Below are 25,695 nucleotides of genomic sequence, written 5' to 3' on the forward strand. Positions count from 1 at the left end.
GCGCCGCCCCCGCCCCCGGACCGCCCGGCGGTACGGGTCCTTTCCGGCCACCGGGGTGTCCCAGGGACGTCCCGCCTCCCGCATATGGGCAATGTTCCGTGACGCGATCCGGTTACCGTTCCCGTGAGGAACCATGCCGGTCGGTTCCCGTCCAGCGAACGCCGTCTCTGGGGGGAGACACATGCTTCGTCGATGCCCGTACTGCGGTCCCGAGACCGTGGGGGCCGACTCCCGGTCCGCCCGGATCAACCCCGTCACCGCCGCCCTGCGCCACCTCGACTCCCTGACCGAACGGGAGATCGAGGTCCTGTCCGCGATGCCCGGCGGCGAGTCCAACACGGACCTCGCCGAACACCTCGGCATCACCGAGCGCACCGTCAAGTTCCACGTCACCAACATGCGGGAGAAACTGGGCGGGCTCTCGCGCGCCCAGCTCCATCTGCTCGCCCTCTTCACCGAGATGGTCTGGCCGTGCCGTCTCTGTCTGCACGACCTCCACGGGGAACGGACGGCGGAGCCGCGTGCCCTCGCGCCCCGCACGCCGGTGACTCCCCGGCTCGCCGCGCGCTGCGCCTGACGGCGCTCACGCCTTCGGCGCCACCTTCGACAGGCCGTTGATGACGCGGTCCATCGCGTCACCGCCCGTCGGATCGGTCAGGTTCGCCAGCATCTTCAGCGTGAACCTCATCAGCAGCGGGTGCGTCAGACCGCGCTGGGCCGCGATCTTCATGACCTTCGGGTTGCCGATGAGCTTCACGAAGGCGCGGCCCAGCGTGTAGTACCCGCCGTAGGTGTCCTTGAGGATCTGCGGGTAGTTCCGCAGGGCCAGCTCGCGCTGGGCGGGGGTGGTGCGGGCGTGCGCCTGCACGATGACCTCGGCCGCGATCTGGCCGGACTCCATGGCGTACGCGATGCCCTCGCCGTTGAAGGGGTTGACCAGGCCGCCCGCGTCACCGACGAGGAGGAGGCCCCGGGTGTAGTGCGGCTGGCGGTTGAAGGCCATCGGGAGGGCGGCGCCCCGGATCGGGGTCGTCATGTTCTCCGGGGTGAAGCCCCAGTCCTCCGGCATGGAGGCGCACCACGCCTTGAGGACCTCGCGCCAGTCCAGCTCGCGGAAGGCGTTGGAGGAGTTGAGGATGCCGAGGCCCACGTTGGAGGTGCCGTCGCCCATCCCGAAGACCCAGCCGTAGCCGGGCAGGAGGCGGTCCTGCGGGCCGCGCCGGTCCCACAGCTCCAGCCAGGACTCCAGGTAGTCGTCCTCGTGCCGGGGGGTGGTGAAGTACGTGCGGACGGCGACGCCCATCGGGCGGTCCTCGCGCCGGTGCAGGCCCATGGCGACGGAGAGGCGGGTGGAGTTGCCGTCGGCGGCGACGACGAGCGGCGCGTGGAAGGTGACCTCGCGCTTCTCCTCGCCGAGCTTGGCGTGGACGCCGGTGATCCGGCCGGTGCGGTCGTCGATGACCGGGGCGCCCACGTTGCACCGCTCGTACAGCCGGGCGCCCGCCTTCTGCGCCTGCCGGGCGAGCTGCTCGTCGAAGTCGTCGCGCTTGCGGACGAGCCCGTAGTCCGGGTACGAGGCCAGTTCCGGCCAGTCGAGCTCCAGGCGCATCCCGCCGCCGATGATCCGCAGGCCCTTGTTCCGCAGCCAGCCGGCCTCTTCGGAGATGTCGATGCCCATGGCCACGAGCTGCTTGGTGGCGCGGGGGGTGAGGCCGTCGCCGCAGACCTTCTCGCGGGGGAACGCGGTCTTCTCCAGGAGGAGGACGTCGAGTCCCGCCTTGGCCAGGTAGTACGCCGTGGTGGAACCGGCCGGGCCCGCCCCGACGACGATCACATCGGCGCTGTGCTCGGAGAGGGGCTGCTCGGTCACGGCGGTTCTCCCGGAGGGTCGAGGAAGGGGCTGCTGGAAGTCTATTGCGGGGGCCCGGCGGGCCGGGCTCAGGCCTTGAAGCCGCGGTGCAGGGCGACGATGCCGCCCGAGAGGTTCCGGTGGGCGACCTTCGACCAGCCCGCCTCGGCGAGCAGGCCCGCGAGCGCGGACTGGTCCGGCCAGGACCGGATGGACTCGGCGAGGTACACGTACGCGTCGGGGTTGGAGGAGACGGCACGGGCCACCGGCGGCAGCGCGCGCATCAGGTACTCCTCGTAGACGGTCCGGAAGGGCGCCCAGGTGGGGTGCGAGAACTCGCAGATGACGACCCGGCCGCCGGGCTTCGTCACCCGGTGCAGCTCGCGCAGCGCGGCGCCGGTGTCCTGGATGTTCCGCAGCCCGAAGGAGATGGTGACGGCGTCGAACACGTCGTCGCGGAACGGGAGCTCCGTGCCGTCGCCCGCGGTGAACGGCATCCACGGGTGGTTCCGCTTGCCGACCCGCAGCATCCCGAGGGAGAAGTCGCAGGGGACGACGTACGCGCCCGCCCGCACGAAGGGCTGCGAGGAGGTCGCCGTCCCGGCCGCCAGGTCGAGGACCTTCTGCGCGGGCCGCGCGTCGACCGCCTTGGCGACCTCTCTGCGCCAGCGGCGGTCCTGCCCGAGGGAGAGCACGTCGTTGGTGAGGTCGTAGTTCGCCGCCACGGCGTCGAACATCGAGGCGACTTCGTGCGGCTGCTTTTCCAGGGATGCTCGGCTCACCGGGCCATTGTGGCAGCCGCCCCCCGGGCGGGCGGGGACCGGCCCCGGTGCCCGGAGAATTTTCCGCCGGAGCGCTTCAACGTTTCCGGCGCGGGCGCGCTCAGGGAAGGGTGACAGTGCTGACGAAGGGAGCGAGATGCCGTCACCGCTTGGCACGGAGGCCGGGTTCGAGGAGTTCGCCCGTTCCGCGCAGACGCGGCTGTACCGCACCGCGTACCTCCTGTGCGGGGACGCGGAGACCGCCCGCGACCTGACCCAGACCACCCTCGCCAAGCTCTTCCAGCACTGGCGGCGGGCGGCGGACGCGGACCATCCGCACGCGTACGCCAAGACCGTGCTCACCCGCACGTTCCTGGCGGAGCGGCGGCGCCGGCTGCGCGATCTGCTCGCCTTCACCAAGACCGGCGGGCTCGGCCCGGCGCGGGCCACGGAGCAGCCCGACCTCAGGGTCACGCTGCTCGCCGCGCTCGCCGAGCTTCCGCCCAGAGCCCGCGCCATGGTCGTCCTGAGGTACTGGGAGGACCTGAGTGTGGAGACCGTCGCCTCGCTCCTGCGCTGCAGCGAGGCGACGGTCAGAAGCCAGTGTTCGCGCTCACTGGCCCGGCTCCGTGAACATCTCGGCGAGCCCCATCTGTACGCCGCCGATCCCCACCTCCACCACCACGCCATCGGAAGCTGAGGCCCTAGTGGACGACGTCACGATGCTCCGCCGTGCCATGGACCGCACGGCCGACGAGCTTCCTCCCCTGCCCGATCTGGCGCCGCTCGCGGTGCGGCTGGGCCGCAGACGCCGGGCGCGCGCCCGGCTCGCCGTCGCGGGCGGGGTCTTCGGCACGGTGACCGCCGCCGTCCTCGGGGTGTCCCTGTTCCCCGGGGGGAGCGCGGGAGTGGCGGTGCCCGCCGCGCCGCCCGTCGCGTTCCCCTCGGCGTACCACCCGCCCGTGGAGGTCCGGCCGACGCCGGGACAGCCCGCGCCGGAGAAGGTCTCGGGGGCGGAGGCCGAGCGGCGGGACGAGTTCCAGCAGCAGGTGTCGGCGCTGCTGGACGAGCTGCTCCCGGCGTCGGTGACGGAGGTCAGACCGGTGGCGGGGGCGGTGTCGGACTACCGGATCACGGCGGGCGGCACGGTCTTCCCGGTGGAGCTGTCCGTACGGCCCGCGCCGGGCGAGTCGCTCCCGGCGTGCGTGGACGTCCCCGCGAAGCGGACGACCTGTGAGACGGCCGCGCTGGGGGGCGGCCGGACCGCGCACGTGTCCGGAACGGCCGTGAACCGGGTGGAGACGCTGGGGGCGATGGTCGTCACCCGGTACGGGCAGAGCCAGGCCCTGCTGTCGGTGGGCCCGTCGGCCACGGCGTCGGCGCCGGTGACCCCGGGGCAGTTGCTGGCCGTGGTGCGCGATCCGCGCTTCACGGAGCTGCTGAAGTACGCGGACGAGCACCCGGTGCAGCGGAAGGGCTCACCGGTCCGGGGCGGCTGAGCCGCCGGGGGGCGGCTCGGCCCGGGGGACGGGGGGCTCGGCCGGGCCCGGGGGGGGCTCGGCCGAGCGGGGGTCCGAGGGGGGGGCAGTCCGAGGAAAGGAGGGGATCGGCCCGGGGGGATCGGCCCGAGGGGGTCAGCGTCGTCGGTGGACCAGGCGGCCGTCGAGGGCGGTGGCCAGGCAGGTGCCGTCCCCGGCGAGGACCGCGAAGTCGGCGGGGGCGCCGGGGAGGAGGCGGCGGGGTGCCGGGCCGGGGGCGCTGACGCGCAGGCCCGAGCGGGCCACGGCCGTACGGACCTGGGGGTGGGTGAAGGGTCCCGCGAGGAGGGTGGTCCCGGTGGCGAGCAGCCGCTGGATGCCGCGCCGGGCGCTGGCGCCCCAGCGGGTGTCGGTCATGCCGAGGGCGGTGAGGGCCGCCCCGGTGAGGGGGTCGGTGCCGAGCTCCTCCGCCTCGCGGGGGTCCGGCCAGTAGGCGGACTCCAGGAGGGCGACCGCGTCGGGTTCGTGGCGCCCGGGGGTGAGGACGCCGTCCCACTCCCGGACCCGGGCCCGGTCCCCGTACCCGGCGAGGAGTTCCTCGTACGGGCCGATCGCGGCGAGCAGGGCGCCCTCGACGACGACGGCGTGCCCGGCGTCGTACGCGGTGCCGGGCACGTCCTCTGCGGGGCGCACGCCCCGGACGCGGTGGATCGTCAGCACGTCGGCGTCAGCGGGCGTCGAGGAGCTTCAGTTCGGGGTGGGCGGTGCCGCCCTCGATGGCCACGGACGAGATGTGCGAGGCCACGCGCTCGTCGACCGGGTCGTCCGCCGGGTCGTCGTGGACGACGAGGTGCTCGTACGTGGTGGCGCGCTGGGCCGGGACGCGGCCCGCCTTGCGGATCAGGTCGATGATCTCCAGGCGGTTGGAGCGGTGCCGGGCACCGGCGGAGGAGACGACGTTCTCCTCCAGCATGATCGAGCCGAGGTCGTCGGCGCCGTAGTGCAGGGAGAGCTGACCGACCTCCTTGCCGGTGGTCAGCCAGGAGCCCTGGATGTGGGCGATGTTGTCGAAGAACAGCCGGGCGACGGCGATGATGCGCAGGTACTCGAAGAGGGTGGCCTGCGTACGGCCCTTGAGGTGGTTGTTCTCGGGCTGGTACGTGTACGGGATGAAGGCGCGGAAGCCGCCCGTCCGGTCCTGGACGTCACGGATCATGCGCAGGTGCTCGATCCGCTCGGCGTTGGTCTCGCCGGTGCCCATGAGCATGGTGGAGGTGGACTCGACGCCGAGGCCGTGGGCGATCTCCATGATCTCCAGCCAGCGCTCGCCGCTCTCCTTGAGGGGGGCGATGGCCTTGCGGGGCCGCTCGGGCAGCAGCTCGGCGCCCGCGCCCGCGAAGGAGTCGAGGCCCGCCGCGTGGATGCGGGTGATGGCCTCCTCGACGGAGACACCGCTGATCCGGGCCATGTGATCGACCTCGGACGCGCCGAGGGAGTGGATGACCAGCTGCGGGAAGTCCTTCTTGATGGCGGCGAAGTGCTGCTCGTAGTACTCGACGCCGTAGTCCGGGTGGTGGCCGCCCTGGAACATGATCTGGGTGCCGCCCAGCTCGACGGTCTCCGCGCAGCGGCGCAGGATGTCGTCGAGGTCGCGGGTCCAGCCCTTCTTGGTGTCCTTGGGGGCGGCGTAGAAGGCGCAGAACTTGCACGCCGTCACGCAGACGTTCGTGTAGTTGATGTTCCGCTCGATGATGTACGTCGCGATGTGCTCGGTCCCCGCGTACCGGCGGCGGCGCACGGCGTCGGCGGCGGCGCCGAGGGCGTGCAGCGGCGCGGAGCGGTAGAGGTCGAGCGCCTCCTCGGGGGTGATCCGGCCACCGGCGGCGGCGCGGTCGAGAACGGACTGCAGTTCGGCCTTCTCGGTCACCGGGTGCGTCCCTTTCGGAGGGGTTCTGGACGGACCGAACCAGCGTACGCCAGCGCCCCGCGCGGGCTCCGGCGGGCTCCGCCGCGCGCGTCCGGGGACCCGGGGCGGGGATTCCGTCGTACGGGGCCGGGGCCCGGGGCGCGGGCATCGCCGTACGGCCCCGGAGCCGGGGCGCGGGTCCCGTCCGGACGGGCCCGGGGGCCGGGGTGGGCCCGTCGTGCGAGTCCGGACGGAACGGGGCAACCTCCGCGCCCCGGATGCCCTCTCCTCCTTCGGAATCGTCCGATCTGCCCCGAAGGAAACGGAGTCGCACGATGACACGTCCGTCGGCACGCCCGCCCCTGAGGTCCCGTCCGTCCGCCGCCGTCCGCTCCCTGCTGGCGGTGCTGGCGCTGGCGCTCCCGCTGTCCCTGCTCGGCGGCTGTGACGACGGTCGTCCCGAGCCGCTGGTCTTCGACTCCCCGTCCTCGGGGCCCCGGGCGGCTCCCGGGGAACCGGTGACGGTGTACCCGAAGGGGCCGCGCGCCCGGTTCACGTCGACCGGGGAGATCGGCGACGGCACGAGCGTGGGGGTGGCGACGGTCACGGGCCGGAAGTCCGGGTTCACGGGCCAGGTGTGGGTGTGGGCGCCGCCGCAGTACGACGACCCCCGGTACGCGCACAGCGGCTTCCCGGTCCTCATGGCGCTGCCGGGCGGCCACGGGTATCCGGTGAATTACTGGATGGGTACGGATCTCGGACTCCAGTCCGACATCTCGCGGTGGTCCCGGGAGGGAAAGAGCCTTCCGTTCATCGTCGTGATGCCGGTCCTCAATCCGGACGCCCGGCAGTACTACGACGGCAGTGACATTCCGGGGCAGCCGAAAATGGGCAGCTGGATCGCGGAGGACGTGCCGGATTTCGTCCGGGCCAATTTCCGGACGTTCGCCTCGCGGGACGGCTGGGCCGTCATGGGGTCCTCGTCGGGAGGGTTCGTGGGGCTGAAGACGGTGCTCCAGCATCCGGACCGGTTCAAGGCGGTGATCGCGTCGGGTCCCGACCTGGTGCCGGACTCGCCGCTGTGGCGGGGGCACGAGGCGGAGCGGCTGGCGAACGATCCCGGGCGGCTCGCGGACGCCCTGGCGCGGCGGCCGGACGTGCCGGGGAACGAGCTGTACCTGGCGTTCCAGCTGGGCTCGCGGGAGAACGGCATCGGGCCGGGGGTGCGGCGGTTCGTCCGGACGCACACGAAGGGGCCGCTGAAGAGCAGGCTGCTCGTCGTCCCGGACGGCGGGCACGACGCCCACACCTATCTGCGGGGTCTTGAGGACAGCAGCATCGAGTGGATCAGCGAGCAGCTCCAGCCCCCGGTGCCCGACCGGGCGTGAGCCGGGACGGGACGGGAGCGGAGGGGCGAGGGAGCGGTGACCCGGTGTCGCGGCCGGTCAGGCGGCCGGTCAGCGGCGGGTGCGGCGGCCGGTCGTCGCCCCTCGCCGCGACCCCTCGCCCGTGACCCGCGCCCGTGACCCGTCAGTGCCGCTCGGGCGGCAGGAGTTCGACGGCGACGTCCGCGGGGAAGCCGGTGGTGGGGCCGGTCCTGCGGGCGAACTCGCGGACCCCGGCGAGCTGCTCGGGGCCGAAGCGGAAGTCGAGGGTGCGGAAGTACCGCTCCAGGAGTTCCGCGTCGAAGGCCTCCCAGCGGGCGGCCTGTTCGGCGACCTTGGCGACCTCTTCGAGGGAGAGGTCGCGCGAGGCCAGGAAGGCCCGGTGCACCTCGTGGACGGTCTCCGGCTCACGGGCCAGATACTCCTTGCGGGCCGCCCAGACGGCGAAGACGAACGGCAGGCCCGTCCAGTCCTTCCACATCTGCCCCAGGTCGTGGACCTGGAGGCCGAGCCGGGGGGCGTCGTGCAGGGAGGCGCGGAGCGCGGCGTCACCGATGAGGACGGCGGCCTCCGCCTCCTGCATCATCAGGCCGAGGTCCGGCGGGCAGGTGAAGTAGTGGGGCGTCACCCCGAACTGCTCGGCGAGCAGGAGCTGCGCGAGGCGTACGGACGTGCGGGAGGTGGAGCCGAGCGCCACGCGCGCCCCGTCCAGCTCCTCAAGGGGCCGCTGGGAGACGATCACGCAGGACATGACGGGTCCGTCGCAGCCGACGGCGATGTCGGGGAGGGCGACCAGCCGGTCCGCGTTGCGGAGGTACTCGACGAGGGTGATGGGTCCGATGTCCAGGTCGCCGCGGACGAGCCGCTCGCTGAGCTTCTCCGGGGTGTCCTTGGTGAGCTCCAGGTCCAGGAGGGTTCCGGTTCTGGCCAGACCCCAGTAGAGGGGGAGACAGTTCAGGAACTGGATGTGCCCGACGCGGGGCCGGCTGCGCTGCTGCTCGTCGGTTGCATTGTCCACATCGTGAGGCTAGACCCGTCTCGTCCCGTGGGCATCGCCGGGGCACGCGCGTCAGCACACGGAGCGAGATCAAACATGCGAGTGACGTGATCTTCCCCTCTACCCCCTCAAGGATCCTGCGTGCTAGGCTCGACGCAAGTTGCAGTTTGGTTTCCCTTGCAGTACAGAGCCTGCGGAGCATGTGACCCGCAGGCTTTTGTAGTTTTCAGACTTGTTTCAGGTTCTGGAGCAGGGCAACCCTTTGGCCCAAGGAGGGCTTATGGCTACCGGAACCGTCAAGTGGTTCAACGCTGAAAAGGGCTTCGGCTTCATCGCCCAGGACGGCGGCGGCCCGGATGTCTTCGTCCACTACTCCGCGATCAACGCGAACGGCTTCCGTTCGCTCGAGGAGAACCAGCCCGTGACGTTCGACGTCACGCAGGGCCCCAAGGGCCCGCAGGCGGAGAACGTCTCCCCGGCCTAGTTGCCCGGGTCGGCGAACCGCACGACTAGAGCAGTACCCAAGGAGCCCCGCTCCGTGTCCGCAAGGGCACGAGCGGGGCTCCTGCCCTTTTCCGGGCGCTCGGGAGGGTGTCTCCGTAGTCTGGAGACATGACCGAACGCAAACCGCCCGGTGTCGGCTTCGAGTCGTTCGTGGACAAGCAGATCCGCGAGGCGGCGGAGCGCGGTGAGTTCCGGGCCCTGCCCGGTTTCGGGAAGCCCCTCCCCGAGGACTCGGCGCCGTACGACGCGCTGTGGTGGATCAAGGGCAAGATGCACCGGGAGGGTGCGGCCGTGCTGCCGCCCGCCCTGGCCCTGCGCAAGGCCGCCGAGGACGCGCGGGCGGAGGTGGCCTCGGCCGTCTCGGAGAGCCAGGTGCGCCGGATCCTCGGGAAGATCAACACCCGGATCGCGGAGGCCCTGCGGCGGCCTCCGGCCGGTCCCCCGCTGAACCTGAAGCCGTTCGACGTCGAGGCGGAGATCCGGCGGTGGCGGGCGGGGCGGTCCTGAGCCCCCGTACGCGCCCCGCCGGGCCGCCGAGCGTTCCCTCCGACCCCAGGGAGTCCCCATGAACAGCGCCGGTCTGCTGGTCGATGCGTTCGGGCGGGTGCGGGAGGCCGTCCACGAGGCCGTGGAGGGCCTCGGCGAGGACGTGCTCGCCGCGCGGGTCGATCCGGACGCCAACTCCATCGCCTGGCTCGTCTGGCACCTCACCCGGGTGCAGGACGATCATCTCGCGGGGGCGTTCGGTACGGAGCAGCTGTGGGTGCCGGACGGCTGGCGGGAGCGGTTCGGGCTGCCGTTCCCCGCGAGGGCGACCGGCTACGGGCAGACGAGCGCCCAGGCGGGCTCGGTGCGGGTGCCGGGCGAGCTGCTGCTCGGCTACCAGGACGCGGTGCACGCGCGGACGGCGGAGCTGGTGGGCACGGTGACGAACGCGGATCTGGAACGGGTCGTGGACACGGCCTGGGACCCGCCGGTGACCCTCGGGGTGCGACTGGTGTCGGTGATCGCGGACACCCTCCAGCACGCGGGCCAGGCGGAGTACGTCCGGGGCGTCCTGGAACGACGGGGCGAAGCCTGACCGGAACGGGGACCCGCCGGGGCGGAACCTGACCGGGGCGGCGCCTGATCGCACGGGAGCGCGGCGGGCCCGCCCCGCGCACCCGCCGCCGCGCACCCGCCCCCGTGCAGCCGCTGGCGGGTGGCGCCCGACCTGGATGGCTGGGACTGCCCCGTACCGCTCCGGCCCGCTCGGGGAGCGCCACGGCCTGACCTGCGCGTTCGCCGCTCAGGGCTGCGCGTTCGGGTCAACTCCGGTTGGCCGTGCGGCTCGTGGGGCGATTTCTGTGATCTTTTCGGCCAGTCGCCTACAACCCCCCGGCCGGTTCAGAGGTCTCACCGAGTGGCGCACGCCTGTTCGCACGCCGTTCGGATCTCGTGGGGGAAGAACTTGTCCGCAGCACGCACCGCCCGGCGCCGTCTCGGCGCCTCCGTCACCGCCGTCCTCGCCGTCACCCTCGGCGCGGGTCTCCTGGCCCCGCCCGCCGGTGCGGCGCCGGTCACCGCCCCCGCCGCCGCGCCGCAGTCCCCCGCCGCGGGCATCACCGTCCCGAACGACCTCCATCTCGTCAGCGCGGGCACGACGGGCTTCCTGGGCTACCGGACCGTCGGTGACGTGCCGGAGTACCGGTGGACGAGCCACCTGGACGGGACCTCCCGGGTCCTGGGCCCCGGGGCCCAGTTCTTCGGCGGGCGGTCCGACGTCGTCGTCGAGCGCAAGGAGACCCAGAACCGCTTCGCCCTCCACGACATGTCCGTCCCGGGCTCCGCCCCGGTGAACCTGACCTACGGCGACAGCCGGTACGGCCTCGCGGGGGTCGCCGGGAAGTCGCTGGTCATGTCGTACCGCGACCACAACGGCGTCCTGGACGTGCTCCTGATGAGCGCTCCCTCCGCAGGGAGCACCTCGCCCACCACCCGTGGCGTGGCCCTGCCGACCGACGCGCGGCTCCAGCGGGTCGCGGCGACCACCACGGACACCGCGCTCCTCCAGTACGCGCGGGGCACCGGCTCCGCCACCACGTACCACCTCGCGGTCGTGGACCTGGCCACGGGCGCGGTCGTCGAGACCGTGTCCACCGGCACCACCCAGCCCAGGACCGGGGTGTTCCTCTCGGACACCCTGGTCTCCTGGATCACCAACCCGGCCGGGACCGCGCCCCAGCTCGTCACGGTCCCGCGCGGCGGCGGGTCGCCGTCCTCGGTGCCGCTGGGGGCCTCGCCCGCGGGCACCCAGCTCGATCTGGCGCTGCTGGGCGGCTGGGCGACGTACACGCTGAAGGGCGGTGGCGTCTCCGACCGTTCGTCCGTGTTCCACCCGCTGACCGCCCGCTCCTTCGGCGACGACGGCACGGTCCGGCTCCTCGACCACGTCGACTCGACCGCCCCGGCTCCCGACGGCTCGCTCCTGGTGCGCGGCGGCTCGCTCGCGCGGGGCGAGGGCGTCTTCCGGGTCGCTCCCGGCGCCGACGGCAAGCCGGTCGCCACGCTCGTCGCCGGGACGGGCACGCCGACCCGGCTCGACCTGCTCTCCGCCGGGGTCCCGGCCGTGGCCGACCTCGACGCGAGCGGCGGCCGGGCCACCTTCACCTGGGACCTGACCCGGCCCAACGCCTCCGGCACGGTGACCCTGCGCCACACGGCGACCGGCCGGAAGGCGGTGCGGTCCTTCTCGTACCAGCAGCTCGGCGCGGCGAGCAGGCTCACCTTCGACTGGGACGGCCTGGTCGCCGCGAACACCGGTGACCCGGGCGGCTTCGCGTCCGCCGGTGACTACACCTGGGAACTGAAGGCCGTGCCGCTCAACGGCATCGGGCCGGAGCTCTCGCGGACCGGCACCTTCGAGGTCGTCCGGAAGGCCGGGGCGCACGACTACACCGGCAACGGCAGCCCGGACCTGCTGGCGCGCGACTCCTCGGGGCGGCTCTTCCGCGACGACACGGTGAAGGTGCCGAGTTCGTCCGAGGTGTACTCGGCCGGACGGGTCCAGATCGGCACCGGCTGGGGGATCTACGACCGGCTGGAGGCCGTCGGCGACATCGCGGGCGGTCCGGCGCCGGACCTCGTCGCCCGGGACTCCGCCGGTGTGCTCTGGAGCTACCTCGGCAAGGGCGACGGCACCTTCGCCGCCCGGACGAGGGTCGGCGCGGGCTGGAAGGCGTACGACAAGATCACCGGCGGCAGCGACCTCGACGGGGACGGCCGGTCCGACCTCGTCGCCACCGACACCTCCGGTGTCCTCTGGTACTACCGCGCCACCGGCGACTGGCGGGCCCCGTTCGCGGGCCGTGTCCGGGTCGGTGCCGGGTGGAGCGGGTACAACCAGATCACCGCGCTCGGTGACGTCGCCGGTACGTCCCGGGGCGATCTGGTGGCCCGGGACACCGCCGGTGTCCTCTGGCTGTTCCAGGGGTCCGGCACCGGCCAGTTCGCCGCCCGGGTGCGGATCGGCGCCGGCTGGGGGGCCTTCACCCACCTCGTGGGGGTCGGCGACGCCGACCGGGACGGGCGCAACGACCTGTACGCCGTCGGGTCCTCCGGCTCGCGCCTCTACGCGGGCACCGGCAACGCCGCCGCCCCGTTCAAGCCGCCCGCCCACTCCTCGGTGAACTCCGACGCGGCCCGGTTCGACACCGTCTTCTGACCCACGGGGCACCGCGCGTCCCGTACACCCCGTACGGGACGCGCGTCCCGTACGGGGTCCCCGCACAGCCCCTCCTTCGCCCTCCCGCCTTCAGGAAGAGAACTGTGAACCGCACCCGCACCCGCCCCTCCGGCCGGGGGCTCACCGCCGCCGTCCTCGCCCTCGGCACGGTCACGGCCGTCACGGCGACCCTCGTCACCGCTCCGGCGGCGACCGCCGCGCCCGCCGCCGTCCCGGCCGCCGTCCCCGCCACCGCCTCGGCGGTCGCGCTGCCCGAGGACGCCCGGATCGTCAGTACCGGCAGCACCGGATTCCTCACCTCCCGGCCGGACGGCGCGGGTTCGGCCGCGCTCACCTGGACGAGGTTCGACGGGAGCGGCAGCGAGGTCGTGCCGGGCGTCCGGGGGTACGACACGGGTCTCGACGTCGTCGTGACGACCGACGGGAGGGGCCGGTACACCGTCCTCGACATGGTGAGCCGCCAGCAGGCGACGCTCGAACCCGAGCGGGAGCTGGGCCCCGGCGCCACGGTCGTCGGTGTCGCCGGTACGGCGCTGTACGTGTCGGTGCCGAGCTTCGGCTACCAGGACCTGTACCGGCTCCAGCGGATCAACGGGGTGACGTCGAAGGCCAAGATCTCGTACGGCTCCCGGAACACCTCCTTCAAGGTCTTCGGCGGCACCCGTTCGGCGATGGGCAACCCCTTCGTGCTGGGCACGCAGGACACCAGCAACGGTGGCGGTCCTCCCTACTTCCGGACCGTCCACAAGGGCGCCCCGGTCTACGACTACGTCCGGTTCGCCGAGCGCTGGGACGACACCTCCAGCGGCTTCCTGTCGGAGACGTACACGGCGTGGACCGAGCACGCGGCCGACGGCACCTACACCCTGGGCGTCGACCGGATCGCGCCCGACCCCGCCCCGGAACAGCGCTTCCCCCTGGGCCGGGGCGGGACGCCCCCGGTCATCGCCGGGATCATCGGCGACTGGGTGCTGTACGGGCGGCCCGGCGGCGCCGACGCGTCCGCGCCGGACCCGCTGCACGCGCTGACCGCCCGCAATGTGGTGACGGGGGCCACGACCACGCTCCTGGACCATCTGACGAGCGCGGCCACCGGTCCCGACGGGACGCTCCTGGTGCGGGGCGGGAGACTCCACGAGGGCGAGGGCCTGTACCGGATCTCCGACTTCGGCGGTGGCCTCGGTGCCACTCTGGAGGTGGCGACCGGCACCACGACGGGCGTGCGGTTCACCGGGCACGGCGTCCCGGCGGTCGTGAGCGGCGACATCCACCGCTCCCCGGTGCGGCTGTCGTGGTCGGTGTCCCGGCCGAACGTGTCCCTGGAGGTCGTGTTCCGGCACACCGGGAACGGGACGTCGTTCCGGCGGACGGTGACCACGGCGTCGACGACGGCCGAACTGGCCTGGAACGGCGTCCTGGACAACGGCAGGCCCGCCGCGAACGGCGACTACCGCTGGGACGCCTCGGCGGCCCCGCTGAGCGGCATCGGCTCCGGCGGCTCCGCCTCCGGGACGTTCCGGCTGGCCCGCCCGGCGAACGCCCACGACCACACCGACAACGGGACGGCCGACCTGCTCGCCCGGGACTCCTCCGGGACGCTGTGGCGGGACGACACCCAGGACGGGTACACGGACGGCACGCTGCGGACGGCGGGCCGGACGAAGATCGGTACGGGCTTCCAGGCGTACGGCCTGATCGAGGCGGCCGGGAACCTGGCGGGCGGTCCGGCGGCGGACTTCGTCGCCCGGGACACCGCCGGGGTGCTGTGGAGCTTCCTCGGCAAGGGCGACGGCACCTTCGCGGCCCGGACCAGGGTCGGCGCGGGCTGGGGCGTCTACACGAAGGTCGCGGCGGGCTCGGACCTGACGGGTGACGGGCGGCCGGACCTGGTCGCGGTGGACACGGCGGGCGCGCTCTGGTCGTACCGGGCCACCGGCGACTGGAAGGCCCCCTTCGCGGGCCGGGTGAAGCTCGCGGCGAGCGGCTACAACACCTACGACCAGATCGCCGCGGTCGGGAACGTGGCGGGCGGGGCGGCCGGGGACCTGGTCGCCCGGGACACGGCGGGCGTGCTGTGGCTGTTCCTCGGCAAGGGGGACGGCACGTTCGCGCCGCGCATGCGGGTCGGCGCGGGCTGGGGCGCCTTCTCTCAGCTCGTCGGCATGGGCGACGCGGACAACGACGGACGGGCCGACCTGCTGGCGTACGGCTCCGGCGGCACGTACGTCTACCGGTCCACGGGCTCGGTGTCGGCTCCGTTCTCGCGGACGGCGACGACCCTCTACCAGGGCGAGGGGACGAAGTTCAGCGCGGTGTCCTGACCTCCGGGGAAGGTTCGGCGTGCAACCTTTTCCGTGGGTCGCATGTCTGAACGAACGGCTTGCGCGTACGTGCAGGCCGTTCGACCCCCTTCGGAGGAGAAGAACGTGACCTCTGGCACGGCCCGGCGGACCCTCGCCGCCGCGATCACCACCGTCCTCGCCGCCACCGCGCTGGCGACCGCCCCCGCCGCCGTCGCGGCGCCACAGGCGAGAGCGGCCGGGGCGGCGGCACCGGCCGCGAAGGCGCAGGCGCAGGCCGTACCGAAGATCCCGGCCAGGACGCAGGTCGCCGGGGTCGGTACGAGCGGGTACCTCGGCGGGACCCAGCACTACAACTCCGAGGGACAGTACGGCTACGAGTACCGCTGGTACCGGCCGGACGGCACCTCGACCCTGCTCTCCGAGGCCTTCTCCGGCGGTCCTGTGGTGGGCAACGCGCTCGTCTCCGACATCGTGGCCGTGGCCGCCGACTACGACTACCGGGTCGTCCGGCTGCACGACCTGTCCGCGCCCGCCGGTACGGCCCCGGTCCTCTTCGACCTGCGCACCCTGGGCCCCACCCACGAGTTCGTCGGCCTGTACGGCTCCACGCTCCTCGTCCAGGTGGGATCCGGCGGGAACCCGCAGGAACTCCACCTGGTGTCCAGGAACGGGAACGCGCTCACCGACCGCAAGGTCACCGGCGTGCCCGGGGACATCCGTGACGTGACCAAGGCGGACGGCGCCCCCGGCAGCGCGTTCCTCACCTACGAGAAGACCGGCTCCGGGAACAGCTACGGCACGGTGACGGTGGACCTGGCCGCGGCCAGGTCCACCGCGTCCGCCCCCCACCCGTACGCGGGCGACTGGAGCACGGCCTTCTCCGCGACGAAGATCGTCCGGCGGGACGCGGCCGGTCTCGTCGTGACCGACCGGGCCTCCGGCGCGGACACCCGGATCGCCCTCGCCGGGCTCAACGGCCCCCTCGGCCTCTTCGGGGACTTCGTCGCCTACACGACCCGTGGCACGGAGCCCGCGTTCTCGGTGCGCTCCCTGACCGACGGCCGCACGGTCAAGCTGCTCGACAAGGCCACCAGCCTGGGGGCCGGTCCGAACGGGACGCTGCTGGTCCGGGGCGGCACGGTCGAGCAGGGCGAGGGCGTCTACCGGATCACGACCGGCGCGGACGGCGTCCCGGCCGCCACGCTGATCGCCTCCACCGGCGAGGACACCGCGCTGAAGCTGGTCGAGACGTCCATCGGCGACGTCGTGGACCTCGACCCCATGAACGGCAGGGAGCGCCTGTCCTGGACCCTGTCCCACGGGGACTTCGACTACACCGTGGAGCTGACCCACAAGGCGACCGGGCGAAAGTTCACCGACCGGTTCGAGAACCAGGGTTCGCGGTCCATCAGCCTCCTCTGGCGCGGGGACCTCGCCCCGTACCGGGGCAACGTGGGCACGCCCGCGTACAACGGCGCGTACACCTGGAAGCTGACGGCGAAGCCGCACGACGGCATCGGTCCGGACCTGGAGACCGGCGGCGACTTCGAGCTCGTCCGCTCCCCCAAGGTCCACGACTTCAACAACAACGGCACGCCCGACCTGCTCGTCCGTGACACGGACGGAAACCTGACGAGGGTGGACACCACCTACGACGTCTGGCGGGGCAGGGTCGTCGAGGCGGACAGCGGCGGCTACATCGGCCGTGGCTGGCAGGGCTACCGGCAGCTGGAGTCCGTCGGCGACGTCGCCGGGACGAACGCGCCCGACGTGATCGGGATCGACAGCGCCGGTGTCCTCTGGTTCCACCCCGGCACCGGGCATGACGACCAGACGACTCTGGCCCCGCGCGTGAGGATCGGGGGCGGCTGGGGGGTCTACACCCAGCTCGCCGGAGGCAGCGACCTCACCGGCGACGGACGCGCCGACCTCGTCGCCGTCGACAAGGCCGGAGACCTCTACCTGTACAAGGGCACCGGGAACGTCAACGCGCCCTTCGCGCCCCGCAAGAAGACCGGCTTCGGCTGGAACATCTACAACAAGATCACCGCCGTGGGGAACCTCGCCGGAGGACCCGCCGGAGACCTCGTCGCCCGCGACAAGGCAGGCGTCCTCTGGCTCTACCTCGGCAAGGGCGACGGCACCTACGCCGCCCGCACCAAGATCGGCGGCGGCTGGAACCAGTACACCCACATCGTCGGCACCGGCGACGCCACCATGGACGGCACCCCCGACCTCTACGCCTACGGACCCCACAACACCGTCTACATCCACCCCGGCAGCGGCAACTGGCGCGCCCCGTTCCAGACACGCAAGCCCACCGACATCCTCACCAACGGCAACGGATCCTTCATCAACAAGGTGTTCTGACGATTCGTCAGCATCGGGTGGCCGGTCACACCACCCGACGCCGGGGCACATACAACCTTTCCCTCCGATCGCATGTCTGAGCGAACGACGCGTGCGCGCGTACGCGCCGTTCGCCCCCCGCTCCGGAGGAGAAGAACGTGACCCCTGGCACCGCCCGGCGAACGCTCGCCGCCGCGATCACCACCGCCCTCACCGCCACCGCCCTGACCGTCGCCCCCGCCGCCACGGCGACGCCCCGGACACCGGCGCCGACGGCCGGGGCGCCGTCCGCCACCGGAGCGGGCCCCGCGACGAGGGCGCGGAGCGCCCCGACGGTACTGCCCGGGACCCGGGTCACCAGTGTCGGCCCGAGCGGCTTCCTCGGCACGGTCGAGAACGCCCGCCCCGGCACGTACGGCCCCGAGCACCGCTGGTACCGCCCGGACGGCACCTCCACCTGGATCGCCAGCCCCCACTCCCCGCCCGTCCAGAAGATGGCGAACCGGCTGGTCTCCGACATCGTGCCGGTCATCGGCAGCAGCGACGGGAGCATCGTCCGACTCCATGACATGTCCGCACCACCCGGGACCGCGCCGGACGTCGTCGACCTCGGTGTGCTGGGCCCCCACCACCGGTTCGTGGCCGCCTTCGGCTCCACGCTGCTGGTCGAGGTCGGCGCCTGGGACACCCCGCTGGAACTGCGTCTCGTCTCCCGGAGCGGCACCCGGCTCATCGACCGGAAGGTGACCGGTGTCCCCACGGGCATCCGCACCGTCCTCGGCGCGGAGGGGGCGCCTGGCACCGCCTTCGTCGCCTACCGGGCGCTCACCACCGGGACCGGCGACGGCACGCTGACGGTGGACCTGGCGTCGGCGAAGGTCACCGGCTCCCGTCCGGGCGCGAACTTCGGGAACACGGCCTTCTCCGCCACGAGGACGGCCACCGGCGGCAACACCGGGCTCACCGTGACCGAGCGGGCCACCGGCGCCGAGACCCGGATCGCGATCGCCGGGGGTGCCGTCCCGCTGGCGTTCCTCGGGGACTTCGTCGCCTACTCCCCGCCGGGGTCCACGGCCTTCTCCGCCCGCTCCCTCACCGACGGCACCACGGTCGCGCTGCTCGACACGGTGACGAGCGCGATGCCCGCGCCGGGCGGCGGGCTGCTCGTCAGCGGCGGGACGGCCGGGCAGGGCGAAGGCGTCTACCGGATCGCGGCGGGCCCGGACGGCGTCCCGGCCGCCGAACTGGCCGCCGCCGCCCGCGAGGACACCACGCTGAAGCTGCTGGAGACCGGCTTCGGCGACATCGTGGGCCTGCGTCCCCCGCTCGACGACACCTCTCTGGCCTGGCGGCTGTCCCGCCCGGGCTTCGACTGGACCGTGGAGCTGGTCCACCGGAGGACCGGGCAGAAGCGGGTGTGGAGCGGCGGGACGAACGGCGTCTTCGTCTCCTTCCGCTGGGACGGCTACATCGGCGCCTCGCCGCAGTCCCCGGGCGGGCGCGCACCGGGCGGCGACTACACGTGGAGGCTGACCGCGAAGCCGCGCGACGCCGCCGGGCCGGACCTGGAGACCGGCGGCGAGTTCCGGCTCGGCCGGCCGCAGGGGCCCCACGACGTCAACGACAACGGCTCGCCGGACCTGCTCTACCGGTACGTCAATGGCAGCCTGGCCTCGCAGGACACCGTCTGGAACGGCGCGCTGGGAGAGGTCGCCGAGGCGGGCCTCCCGACGCACCACGGCAACGACTGGGAGTACTACCCGCAGCTGGAGGCCGTCGGTGACGTGTCCGGGGCGAGCGCGCCCGACGTGATCGGCGTGGACCGGGTCGGCACCCTCTGGCTCCACGAGGGAACCGGCTGGGAGGGACGGGCCTCTCTCGCCCCCCGGGTGAAGATCGGCAGGGGCTGGCAGGTCTACACGCGGCTCGCCGGGGGCAGCGACCTCACCGGCGACGGACGCGCCGACCTCGTCGCCGTCGACGGGGCCGGTGACCTCTACCTGTACGCGGGCACCGGCGTCACCCGGGCTCCCTTCGCCCCGCGCGAGAAGATCGGCTTCGGCTGGGGGACCTACGACGGGCTGATCGCCCCCGGGAACATCGGCGGGGCCGACGCCGGGGACCTCCTGGCCCGTGACAAGGCGGGCGTCCTCTGGCTCTACCTCGGCAAGGGCGACGGCAGGTACGCCCCCCGGGTGCGGGTCGGCGCGGGCTGGGGCCAGTACGCCCACCTCGTCGGCATCGGCGACGCCGACCTGAACGGGCGCCCCGACCTCTACGCGATCGGGCCGTACAACACGGTCTACACGTACTCCGGCACGGGCGAGTGGCGGACCCCTTTCCGCACGCGGAAGCCCACCAAGCTCCTGGCGGACCTCTCCCTGCGGGACGTGGACAAGGTGTTCTGACGGTCCGTCGGAACACGGCGGCGGTCCCGGAGATCCGCGCGAGAACACGTACAACCTTCGTCTTTCACCGCATGTCCGACAGAACGGCACGCACGGGTGTGCGTGCCGTTCGCCCCCCTTCGGAGGAGAAGAAGCATGACTCCTGGTACGGCCCGGCGGACCCTCGCCGCCGCGATCACCACCGTCCTCGCCGCCACCGCGCTGGCGACCGCCCCCGCCGCCACGGCGGCGCCGGGGGAGGCCGCCGGGACGCGAACGGCTCCGGCTACGGCTGCGGAGACACTGCCGAAGTTCCCGCTGGACACCACGATCGTCGGTGCGGGCCCGAGCGGCTTCCTCGGCACCACCGGCCACGCCGACGAGCACGGCCGGTGGATGGTGGGGGACACCTGGTTCCGGTCGGACGGCGGCTCGACCGTGGTGACCGAGCTGGATTCCGCGAAGGCGGCGACGCCCAACGCCCTGATCTCCGACATCGTCGCCGTGAGCGACAGTTGGGAGCGCCGGGTCGTCCGGCTGCGGGACATGTCCGGGACGGTGACGGCCCCGGTCGTCTTCGACCTCCGTACCCTGGGCGCCACCCACAAGCTCGTGGGCCTGTACGGTTCCACGCTCCTCGTCCAGTCGGAGGGCGGGAACGGCCTGAAGGAGTTCCACCTCGTCTCGAAGAACGGTTCCACGCTCACCGAACGGAAGATCACCGGCGTCCCGGCGGACGTGCGTGAGGTGACGGAGGTGTCCGGGACCGAGGGCACCGGTGTCATCTCCTACCGCTCGACCGGCTCCCCGGCCGCGTCCGCCTCCCTGATGGTGGACCTGGCCTCGGCGACGGTGACCGCCACGCTTCCGGACGCTCCGCGCCTCTCCGGCAAGAAGATGCTCCGCGAGGACGCGCAGGGCTTCGTCGTGACCGACCGGGCCACCGGCACGGAGAAGCGGATCGCCCTCGCCAAGATCAGCAGAGCCGTGGGCTTCTACGGGGAATCCGTCGCCTACACCGTCACCGACTCGCCCGGTCTCTTCGGGTACTCCCTCCTCGACGGCAGCACGGTCAAGCTGCTCGACAAGGTCACCCACTCGGTGTCCGGACCGGGGGACGTCCTGCTGGTCCAGGGCGGCTCGATCGAGCACGGCGAGGGCATCTACCGGCTGGACACGGGGCGGAACGGCTACCCGATCGTCGTGAAGATCGCCACCACGGGCCAGGAGACCGCCCTGAAGGTGGTCGGCACGAACGTCGGCCCCGTCGTGAACCTCGATCCCGCGAACGGCCGGTACCCCTTCTCCTGGACCCTGTCCCACTCCGATTTCGACGCCACCGTGAAGCTGACCCACAAGAAGACCGGGCGCACCTACGTCCAGGAGTTCAAGGACATCAGGTTCAACGATTCCGTCGGCTTCCTCTGGCGCGGGAACTTCTGGGAGCGCTCGGGCCACCCGGGGGAGCCGATGCCCAACGGCGACTACTCCTGGAAGCTGACGGCTAAGCCGCACGACGGCATCGGTCCGGACCTGGAGACCGGCGGCGACTTCGAGCTCGTCCGCTCCCCCAAGGTCCACGACTTCAACAACAACGGGACCCCCGATCTGCTCGTGCGGGACAAGGTCGGCGAGCTGCGGCGGGTGGACACCGTCTACGACGTCTGGCGGGGCAGGGTGGTCAGGGCGGACAGCGGCGGCTACATCGGCCGTGGCTGGCAGGGCTACCGGCAGGTGGAGTCCGTCGGTGACGTGGCCGGGACGAACGCGGCCGACGTGATCGGGATCGACGGCGCCGGTGCCCTCTGGTTCCACCCCGGCACCGGCGCGGACAGCGGCGCCCCCCTGGCCCCGCGCGTGAGGATCGGGGGCGGCTGGGGGGTCTACACCCAGCTCGCCGGAGGCAGCGACCTCACCGGCGACGGCCGCGCCGACCTCGTCGCCGTCGACAAGGCCGGAGACCTCTGGCTCTACAAGGGCACCGGCAACGTCAACCAGCCCTTCGCGCCCCGCAAGAAGACCGGCTTCGGCTGGAACATCTACAACAAGATCACCGCCGTGGGGAACCTCGCCGGAGGACCCGCCGGAGACCTCGTCGCCCGCGACAAGGCAGGCGTCCTCTGGCTCTACCTCGGCAAGGGCGACGGCACCTACGCCGCCCGCACCAAGATCGGCGGCGGCTGGAACCAGTACACCCACATCGTCGGCACCGGCGACGCCACCATGGACGGCACCCCCGACCTCTACGCCATCGGGCCGTACGACACCGTCTACACCTACTCCGGCACCGGCGACTGGCGTGTTCCGTTCCGGACCCGGAAGACCACCGAGGTCCTGGCGGACCTCCCCCTGCAGAACGTGGACAAGGTCTTCTGACGGGCCATCGGGAGCGGCCCGGACCTGGACACCGGCGGCGACTTCAAGGCCTTCCGCTCCCCCGAGCTCCACGACTACGACAACAACGGCACGCCCGACCTCTCCGTCAGGGACACGTCCGGGAACCCTGACGAAGAGGGACACCACCTACGACGTCCGGCCGGGCCGGATGGCCGGGGCCGGGTTCTCAGGCCGCCCCGGCGGGTGTCGGGGCCAGGGCTCGGGCGGTACGGGCGATGAGTTCGGCCGCCCGGTGGACATCGGCGTCGGTGGTGGTGCGGCCGAGGCCGAGCCGGAGGGTCGCGCGGGCCCGTTCCCGGCTGAGTCCGATCGCGGTGAGGACGTGGGAGGGTTCGGCGCTCCCGGTGGCGCAGGCGGAACCGGTGGACGCGGCGATGTCGGGGAGGCGGTCGAGGAGGTCGGCGGCCTCCGTGCCGGGGAGGGTGAGGCTGAGGTTGCCGGGGAGGCGCAGGTGCGGGTGGCCGTTGACGGTGGCGCCGGGGATCGCGGCCAGGAGGCGCCGCTGGAGCCGGTCGCGCAGGGCCCGGACGCGGGACGGGGGCGGGACGGCGTCGGTGGTGATGAGGTGGGCGGCGGCGCCGAAGCCGACGATCCCGGGGACGTCGGGGGTGCCCGCCCGCAGTCCGTGTTCCTGTCCGCCGCCGGTCTGCTGGGCGGTGAGGCGCAGGCCGCCCCGGACGTAGAGGGCGCCGACGCCCTTGGGTCCGTGGAGTTTGTGCGCGGACAGGGAGGCGAGGTCGACGCCGAGTTCGGTGACGTCCAGCAGTCCGTGGCCCGCGCTCTGGGCCGCGTCGGTGTGCAGGACGATGCCGCGCGGGGCGGTGAGGTCGGCGACGGCGGCGAGCCGCTGGAGGGTGCCGATCTCGTTGTTGGCGTGCATCACCGAGACCAGCACGGTCCGTGGGGTGAGGGCCTCGGCGATGTCGGCGGGGTGGACGCGGCCGTACCGGTCGACGCCGACGCGGGTGAGCGTGTACCCGTGGTGGTCGACCAGCCGTCGGCAGGCGGCGAGCACCGCCTTGTGCTCGATGGTGGTGGTGACGAGGTGCCCGCCCCGGGGGCGGACGGCCAGGGCGGCGCCGACGACCGCGAGGTGGTCGGCCTCGGTGGCGCCGGAGGTGAAGACGATCTCCCGCTCGTTCCTGGCGCCGACGAGGTCGGCGACGCGGCGGCGGGCGGTGCGGACGGCGCGGGCCGCCGTCCGGCCGTAGGCGTGCGGGCTGGAGGGGTTGCCGTACTCGCTGGTGAGGAACGGCAGCATCTCCTGGAGGACGCGTTCGTCCAGCGGTGTGGTGGCCTGGTGGTCGAGGTAGATCGGTGCGGCGCTCATGCGGCCCGCTCCTCGTGGTGGGCGGCGGACGGTGGCGCCGTGGCGTACTTGCGTTCGCCGTCGACCAGGTCCCAGTAGACGGTTCGGGGTCCGCCGAAGACGGAGAACGCGGTGGCCAGGCAGTGCCAGTTCCGGTTCGGCTGGGCCATGACGAGGAGGAAGGCGTCGTCGAACAGCCGGCGGGCGTATCTGGCCAGGGTCTCGCGGGTCGGCTGGGGGGCGAACAGGTGCGGGAAGCCGCGTGCGCGCAGCCATGCCTCCGCGTGTTCGGCTCCGGCGGAGGCGCCCAGGTGTCCGCCGTCGGCGAGGGTCTGGGTGGCGAGCCGTTCGAGTCGGCGGCGGCGCCGGGCGGTCTCTCCGCCGGGGCAGCGGTCGCCGGTGATCTTCCATTCGTTCCAGCGGGGCGGCTGGTAGCGGTCCCAGTCGATGTCGTCGAGGTGGGCGGTGACCTGGGGCGGGAGCTGGCCCCGGGTGAGGTCCGCGACGTCGTAGCCGGGGCCGAGGGCCTCCAGGGTGAGGGAGCCGGGCCGTCCGGGTCCGGTCCTGTCCATGCGGACGAGGACGGTGAGCCGGTTGGTGAACCGGTTGGTGGGCTCGGCGAGGATCACGGCCCGTCCGGCGGCGAGGAGTCCGGCCGCGCGGGGCGCGATGTCCTCGACGGGGAAGGTGTTGCCGCCCCGGTAGTACTGCTTGCGTTCCGCTCCGCCGTCGGACCGGATCATCAGCTCCGCCGTGCCGGTGGCGGCGGCGAGGGCGCGGGCGGCGGTGCGGACCGCGCCCGCGCCGTGTCCGGGCTCGTGTCCGGGCTCGATGAGACAGCCGTTGAGGACGGGCAGTCCCAGGGAGCGCAGCAGGGCCATGGTCTGCCATTTCGGCCAGCGCCTGTCCTTGGCGGCGGCGGCCAGTTCGGTGCGGGTGAGCGCGTGTAACGGGCGGGGCAGGGATGTCGCCATCTCGCCGTCCCCTCCTTTCCTTGTCAGGCGGCTTCCGCGAGCCGCAGGTCGGCGGAGAGTTCGGTGAAGGTGCGCTCGCGGTGGGCGGCGAAGGGGTGGTCGCGCCAGTCGTAGAGGGCTCCGACGCCCAGTTGTTCCGCGCAGACCCGGCGGACGAACTGGCGGGCGAATCCGGCGGAGGGCCAGTAGTGGTGTTCGCCGGGCCTGGGCGAGAGGTAGAGGTAGGAGCCGTCGGCGACGGCGGGGAGTTCGGCCATCGAGGCGAGCCGTCCGCCGGGTCCGCCGGTCCGCTCGTAGGCGGCGGTGACGGCGTCCGGGTCGGGTACGGGGATCAGGTGCAGATGGCAGTGGCTGCAGCAGGAGGCGCCCGGTTCGCAGTCGCGGGGCCCGTGTTCGGCGAGGATGACCGGCCCGTAGCGGGCCTGGACCAGGGCGCGCATCCGCTCGGTCTCGGCGGCGACCCGTTCGAGGCGGTCCGGGGCGACGTCGGCGGCGGCGTCCAGGTGCTGGAGCGGCATGAAGAGGCAGTAGCCCGGGGTGAGGGCGCCGACGGTGGGCAGCAGGGCCCAGCCTCCGGCGGTCCTGGTGATGATCCTGGACGGGTTCTCGTACGCGTCGAACTCGGTGCAGAACTGGCAGTCCATCGGGGTCACCTCCGGTTCGGGCCGACGGGGAACTCGTCGGCGTATCGGCTCTTCAGGTCCGCCGCACGGCCGTAGAAGGGGTGGGGGGCGGCGGTGTCCCCCCGGCCGTCGTGTCCGTGACCGACGTGCGCCCCGCCGCCGGAACGGGCCCCGCCGTCGGAGGGCGTTCCGTCGAGCGCGTGGACGAGCAGCCGGGCCAGCGGCATCCCGTGGTGCAGCCGCAGGACGGCGGGCCCGGTGTTCACGAGTTCCAGCGTCAGGTGCCCGTTCCAGCCGGGCAGGACGAAGGGACTGGTGACGTGGACGGCGAGGCCGACCCGCGCCAGGTGGCTCAGTCCGCCGATCGTCCCGGTCAGTCCGGCGCCGAGCCCCAGGGGTTCCTCGACGGCCCCCAGCAGCAGTTCACCGGGCTTCAGTTCGTACGTCCTCCAGTCGGTGACCGGCTCGCCGTAGAGACCGTCGATGTCGGTCTGGTCTGCGAGATCGACCACCCGGGTGCCCGGTGCCGCGAGCGGCTGGAGCGGTGAACCGAGCGTCAGCAGGAGTCCGTCGCCCCGGAGTCTCCCGGCCCATTTCAGCGTGCCTTGTCGGATCAACCAGGTGATCCGTTCGGCAGAAAGCATGAGTCATCCCCCCGTCCGATACATGGCGCTTCGGATATGCCTTTCAGTCGAACGCGATGCCAAATGTTCTCCGGGACGGCTCGATAAGTCAGCATGTCCGTGGCA

General features: G+C 72.8%; 21 protein-coding genes. 12 read left to right on the forward strand and 9 right to left on the reverse strand.

All coding sequences use genetic code 11. From position 1 onward, the window contains the following. The first annotated feature begins 181 nt into the window (after positions 1 to 181). Entirely contained in the window at positions 182 to 577 is a 396-nt protein-coding gene (locus ACIO92_RS14330) for a helix-turn-helix transcriptional regulator (protein ID WP_366439727.1), read from the forward strand. Positions 578 to 583: 6 nt separating this feature from the next. On the opposite strand, the gene ACIO92_RS14335 is transcribed toward ACIO92_RS14330, so the two are convergent. Both ACIO92_RS14335 and ACIO92_RS14340 read right to left on the reverse strand, forming a co-directional pair. Further along, on the reverse strand, positions 584 to 1,870 hold the full coding sequence (locus tag ACIO92_RS14335) for a geranylgeranyl reductase family protein (RefSeq protein ID WP_366439728.1): 1,287 nt from the start codon (positions 1,868 to 1,870) through the stop codon (positions 584 to 586). A 68-nt stretch (positions 1,871 to 1,938) separates the two neighbouring features. After that, complete coding sequence (locus ACIO92_RS14340; RefSeq protein WP_366439729.1) at positions 1,939 to 2,631, reverse strand: demethylmenaquinone methyltransferase; 693 nt, start codon at positions 2,629 to 2,631, stop codon at positions 1,939 to 1,941. A 136-nt stretch (positions 2,632 to 2,767) separates the two neighbouring features. On the opposite strand from ACIO92_RS14340, the gene ACIO92_RS14345 reads away from it, so the two are divergent. Both ACIO92_RS14345 and ACIO92_RS14350 read left to right on the forward strand, forming a co-directional pair. Further along, a complete protein-coding gene (locus ACIO92_RS14345; RefSeq protein WP_366439730.1) occupies positions 2,768 to 3,310 on the forward strand; it encodes a SigE family RNA polymerase sigma factor in 543 nt (180 codons plus the stop codon). Positions 3,311 to 3,317: 7 nt separating this feature from the next. Next, a complete protein-coding gene (locus ACIO92_RS14350; protein WP_401236603.1) occupies positions 3,318 to 4,109 on the forward strand; it encodes a hypothetical protein in 792 nt (263 codons plus the stop codon). Between the two features lie 135 nt (positions 4,110 to 4,244). Here ACIO92_RS14350 and ACIO92_RS14355 read toward each other — a convergent pair whose 3' ends face one another. Both ACIO92_RS14355 and mqnC read right to left on the reverse strand, forming a co-directional pair. Further along, positions 4,245 to 4,808 carry a hypothetical protein gene (locus ACIO92_RS14355; RefSeq protein WP_401236601.1) on the reverse strand — a complete coding sequence of 188 codons (564 nt, stop codon included), beginning with the start codon at positions 4,806 to 4,808 and terminating at the stop codon, positions 4,245 to 4,247. 7 nt (positions 4,809 to 4,815) lie between these two features. Next, positions 4,816 to 6,015: a cyclic dehypoxanthinyl futalosine synthase gene (mqnC, locus tag ACIO92_RS14360; protein ID WP_366439733.1), complete on the reverse strand. Its 1,200-nt coding sequence runs from the start codon at positions 6,013 to 6,015 to the stop codon at positions 4,816 to 4,818. A gap of 314 nt (positions 6,016 to 6,329) precedes the next feature. Between mqnC and ACIO92_RS14365 the strand changes: the two genes are divergently transcribed. Next, positions 6,330 to 7,382 carry an alpha/beta fold hydrolase gene (locus ACIO92_RS14365; RefSeq protein ID WP_366439734.1) on the forward strand — a complete coding sequence of 351 codons (1,053 nt, stop codon included), beginning with the start codon at positions 6,330 to 6,332 and terminating at the stop codon, positions 7,380 to 7,382. A 142-nt stretch (positions 7,383 to 7,524) separates the two neighbouring features. Here ACIO92_RS14365 and ACIO92_RS14370 read toward each other — a convergent pair whose 3' ends face one another. Next, entirely contained in the window at positions 7,525 to 8,397 is an 873-nt protein-coding gene (locus tag ACIO92_RS14370; protein WP_366439735.1) for a menaquinone biosynthesis protein, read from the reverse strand. A gap of 259 nt (positions 8,398 to 8,656) precedes the next feature. Here ACIO92_RS14370 and ACIO92_RS14375 point away from each other — a divergent pair, with 259 nt between their 5' ends. From ACIO92_RS14375 to ACIO92_RS14410, 8 genes are all read left to right on the forward strand, one after another. Further along, complete coding sequence (locus ACIO92_RS14375; RefSeq protein ID WP_351781037.1) at positions 8,657 to 8,860, forward strand: cold-shock protein; 204 nt, start codon at positions 8,657 to 8,659, stop codon at positions 8,858 to 8,860. 128 nt (positions 8,861 to 8,988) lie between these two features. Continuing rightward, on the forward strand, positions 8,989 to 9,387 hold the full coding sequence (locus ACIO92_RS14380; RefSeq protein WP_366439736.1) for a DUF1992 domain-containing protein: 399 nt from the start codon (positions 8,989 to 8,991) through the stop codon (positions 9,385 to 9,387). 58 nt (positions 9,388 to 9,445) lie between these two features. Further along, positions 9,446 to 9,961, forward strand: coding sequence for a DUF664 domain-containing protein (locus ACIO92_RS14385; RefSeq protein WP_366439737.1), 516 nt, complete (start codon positions 9,446 to 9,448; stop codon positions 9,959 to 9,961). A gap of 369 nt (positions 9,962 to 10,330) precedes the next feature. After that, a complete protein-coding gene (locus tag ACIO92_RS14390) occupies positions 10,331 to 12,583 on the forward strand; it encodes an FG-GAP repeat domain-containing protein (protein WP_402281390.1) in 2,253 nt (750 codons plus the stop codon). A 104-nt stretch (positions 12,584 to 12,687) separates the two neighbouring features. Next, positions 12,688 to 14,925: an FG-GAP repeat domain-containing protein gene (locus tag ACIO92_RS14395; protein ID WP_402281392.1), complete on the forward strand. Its 2,238-nt coding sequence runs from the start codon at positions 12,688 to 12,690 to the stop codon at positions 14,923 to 14,925. A 105-nt stretch (positions 14,926 to 15,030) separates the two neighbouring features. Further along, complete coding sequence (locus ACIO92_RS14400; RefSeq protein WP_402281394.1) at positions 15,031 to 17,277, forward strand: VCBS repeat-containing protein; 2,247 nt, start codon at positions 15,031 to 15,033, stop codon at positions 17,275 to 17,277. 137 nt (positions 17,278 to 17,414) lie between these two features. After that, positions 17,415 to 19,664 carry a VCBS repeat-containing protein gene (locus ACIO92_RS14405; RefSeq protein ID WP_402281396.1) on the forward strand — a complete coding sequence of 750 codons (2,250 nt, stop codon included), beginning with the start codon at positions 17,415 to 17,417 and terminating at the stop codon, positions 19,662 to 19,664. Positions 19,665 to 19,799: 135 nt separating this feature from the next. Then, the gene (locus tag ACIO92_RS14410; protein WP_402281398.1) at positions 19,800 to 22,019 is read left to right on the forward strand and encodes a hypothetical protein; all 2,220 of its coding nucleotides are present in this window, start codon (positions 19,800 to 19,802) and stop codon (positions 22,017 to 22,019) included. Between the two features lie 187 nt (positions 22,020 to 22,206). Here ACIO92_RS14410 and ACIO92_RS14415 read toward each other — a convergent pair whose 3' ends face one another. The 4 genes from ACIO92_RS14415 to ACIO92_RS14430 are packed head-to-tail and all read right to left on the reverse strand — an operon-like array spanning position 22,207 to position 25,590. Continuing rightward, positions 22,207 to 23,370 (reverse strand): cysteine desulfurase family protein, encoded by a 1,164-nt coding sequence (locus ACIO92_RS14415; RefSeq protein ID WP_366439743.1) that lies wholly within the window; start codon positions 23,368 to 23,370, stop codon positions 22,207 to 22,209. Further along, a complete protein-coding gene (locus tag ACIO92_RS14420; RefSeq protein WP_366439744.1) occupies positions 23,367 to 24,323 on the reverse strand; it encodes a hypothetical protein in 957 nt (318 codons plus the stop codon). Before ACIO92_RS14420 ends, ACIO92_RS14415 begins: the two co-directional genes overlap by 4 nt. A gap of 23 nt (positions 24,324 to 24,346) precedes the next feature. After that, a complete protein-coding gene (locus ACIO92_RS14425) occupies positions 24,347 to 24,967 on the reverse strand; it encodes a hypothetical protein (protein WP_366439745.1) in 621 nt (206 codons plus the stop codon). A gap of 5 nt (positions 24,968 to 24,972) precedes the next feature. Continuing rightward, a complete protein-coding gene (locus ACIO92_RS14430; RefSeq protein ID WP_366439746.1) occupies positions 24,973 to 25,590 on the reverse strand; it encodes a dCTP deaminase domain-containing protein in 618 nt (205 codons plus the stop codon). Positions 25,591 to 25,695 lie beyond the last annotated feature (105 nt).

This window comes from Streptomyces sp. NPDC087215, assembly GCF_044744885.1.
In the GTDB taxonomy this organism is placed as follows: Bacteria; Actinomycetota; Actinomycetes; order Streptomycetales; family Streptomycetaceae; genus Streptomyces.

Excerpts from the sequence above, each read along its gene's own strand:
- ACIO92_RS14330 (WP_366439727.1), top strand. The coding sequence starts at position 182 with ATGCTTCGTCGATGCCCGTACTGCGGTCCCGAGACCGTGGGGGCCGAC.
- ACIO92_RS14345 (WP_366439730.1), top strand. The coding sequence starts at position 2,768 with ATGCCGTCACCGCTTGGCACGGAGGCCGGGTTCGAGGAGTTCGCCCGT.
- ACIO92_RS14365 (WP_366439734.1), top strand. The coding sequence starts at position 6,330 with ATGACACGTCCGTCGGCACGCCCGCCCCTGAGGTCCCGTCCGTCCGCC.
- ACIO92_RS14375 (WP_351781037.1), top strand. The coding sequence starts at position 8,657 with ATGGCTACCGGAACCGTCAAGTGGTTCAACGCTGAAAAGGGCTTCGGC.
- ACIO92_RS14380 (WP_366439736.1), top strand. The coding sequence starts at position 8,989 with ATGACCGAACGCAAACCGCCCGGTGTCGGCTTCGAGTCGTTCGTGGAC.
- ACIO92_RS14385 (WP_366439737.1), top strand. The coding sequence starts at position 9,446 with ATGAACAGCGCCGGTCTGCTGGTCGATGCGTTCGGGCGGGTGCGGGAG.
- ACIO92_RS14410 (WP_402281398.1), top strand. The coding sequence starts at position 19,800 with ATGACTCCTGGTACGGCCCGGCGGACCCTCGCCGCCGCGATCACCACC.
- ACIO92_RS14415 (WP_366439743.1), bottom strand. The coding sequence starts at position 23,370 with ATGAGCGCCGCACCGATCTACCTCGACCACCAGGCCACCACACCGCTG.
- ACIO92_RS14420 (WP_366439744.1), bottom strand. The coding sequence starts at position 24,323 with ATGGCGACATCCCTGCCCCGCCCGTTACACGCGCTCACCCGCACCGAA.
- ACIO92_RS14425 (WP_366439745.1), bottom strand. The coding sequence starts at position 24,967 with ATGGACTGCCAGTTCTGCACCGAGTTCGACGCGTACGAGAACCCGTCC.
- ACIO92_RS14430 (WP_366439746.1), bottom strand. The coding sequence starts at position 25,590 with ATGCTTTCTGCCGAACGGATCACCTGGTTGATCCGACAAGGCACGCTG.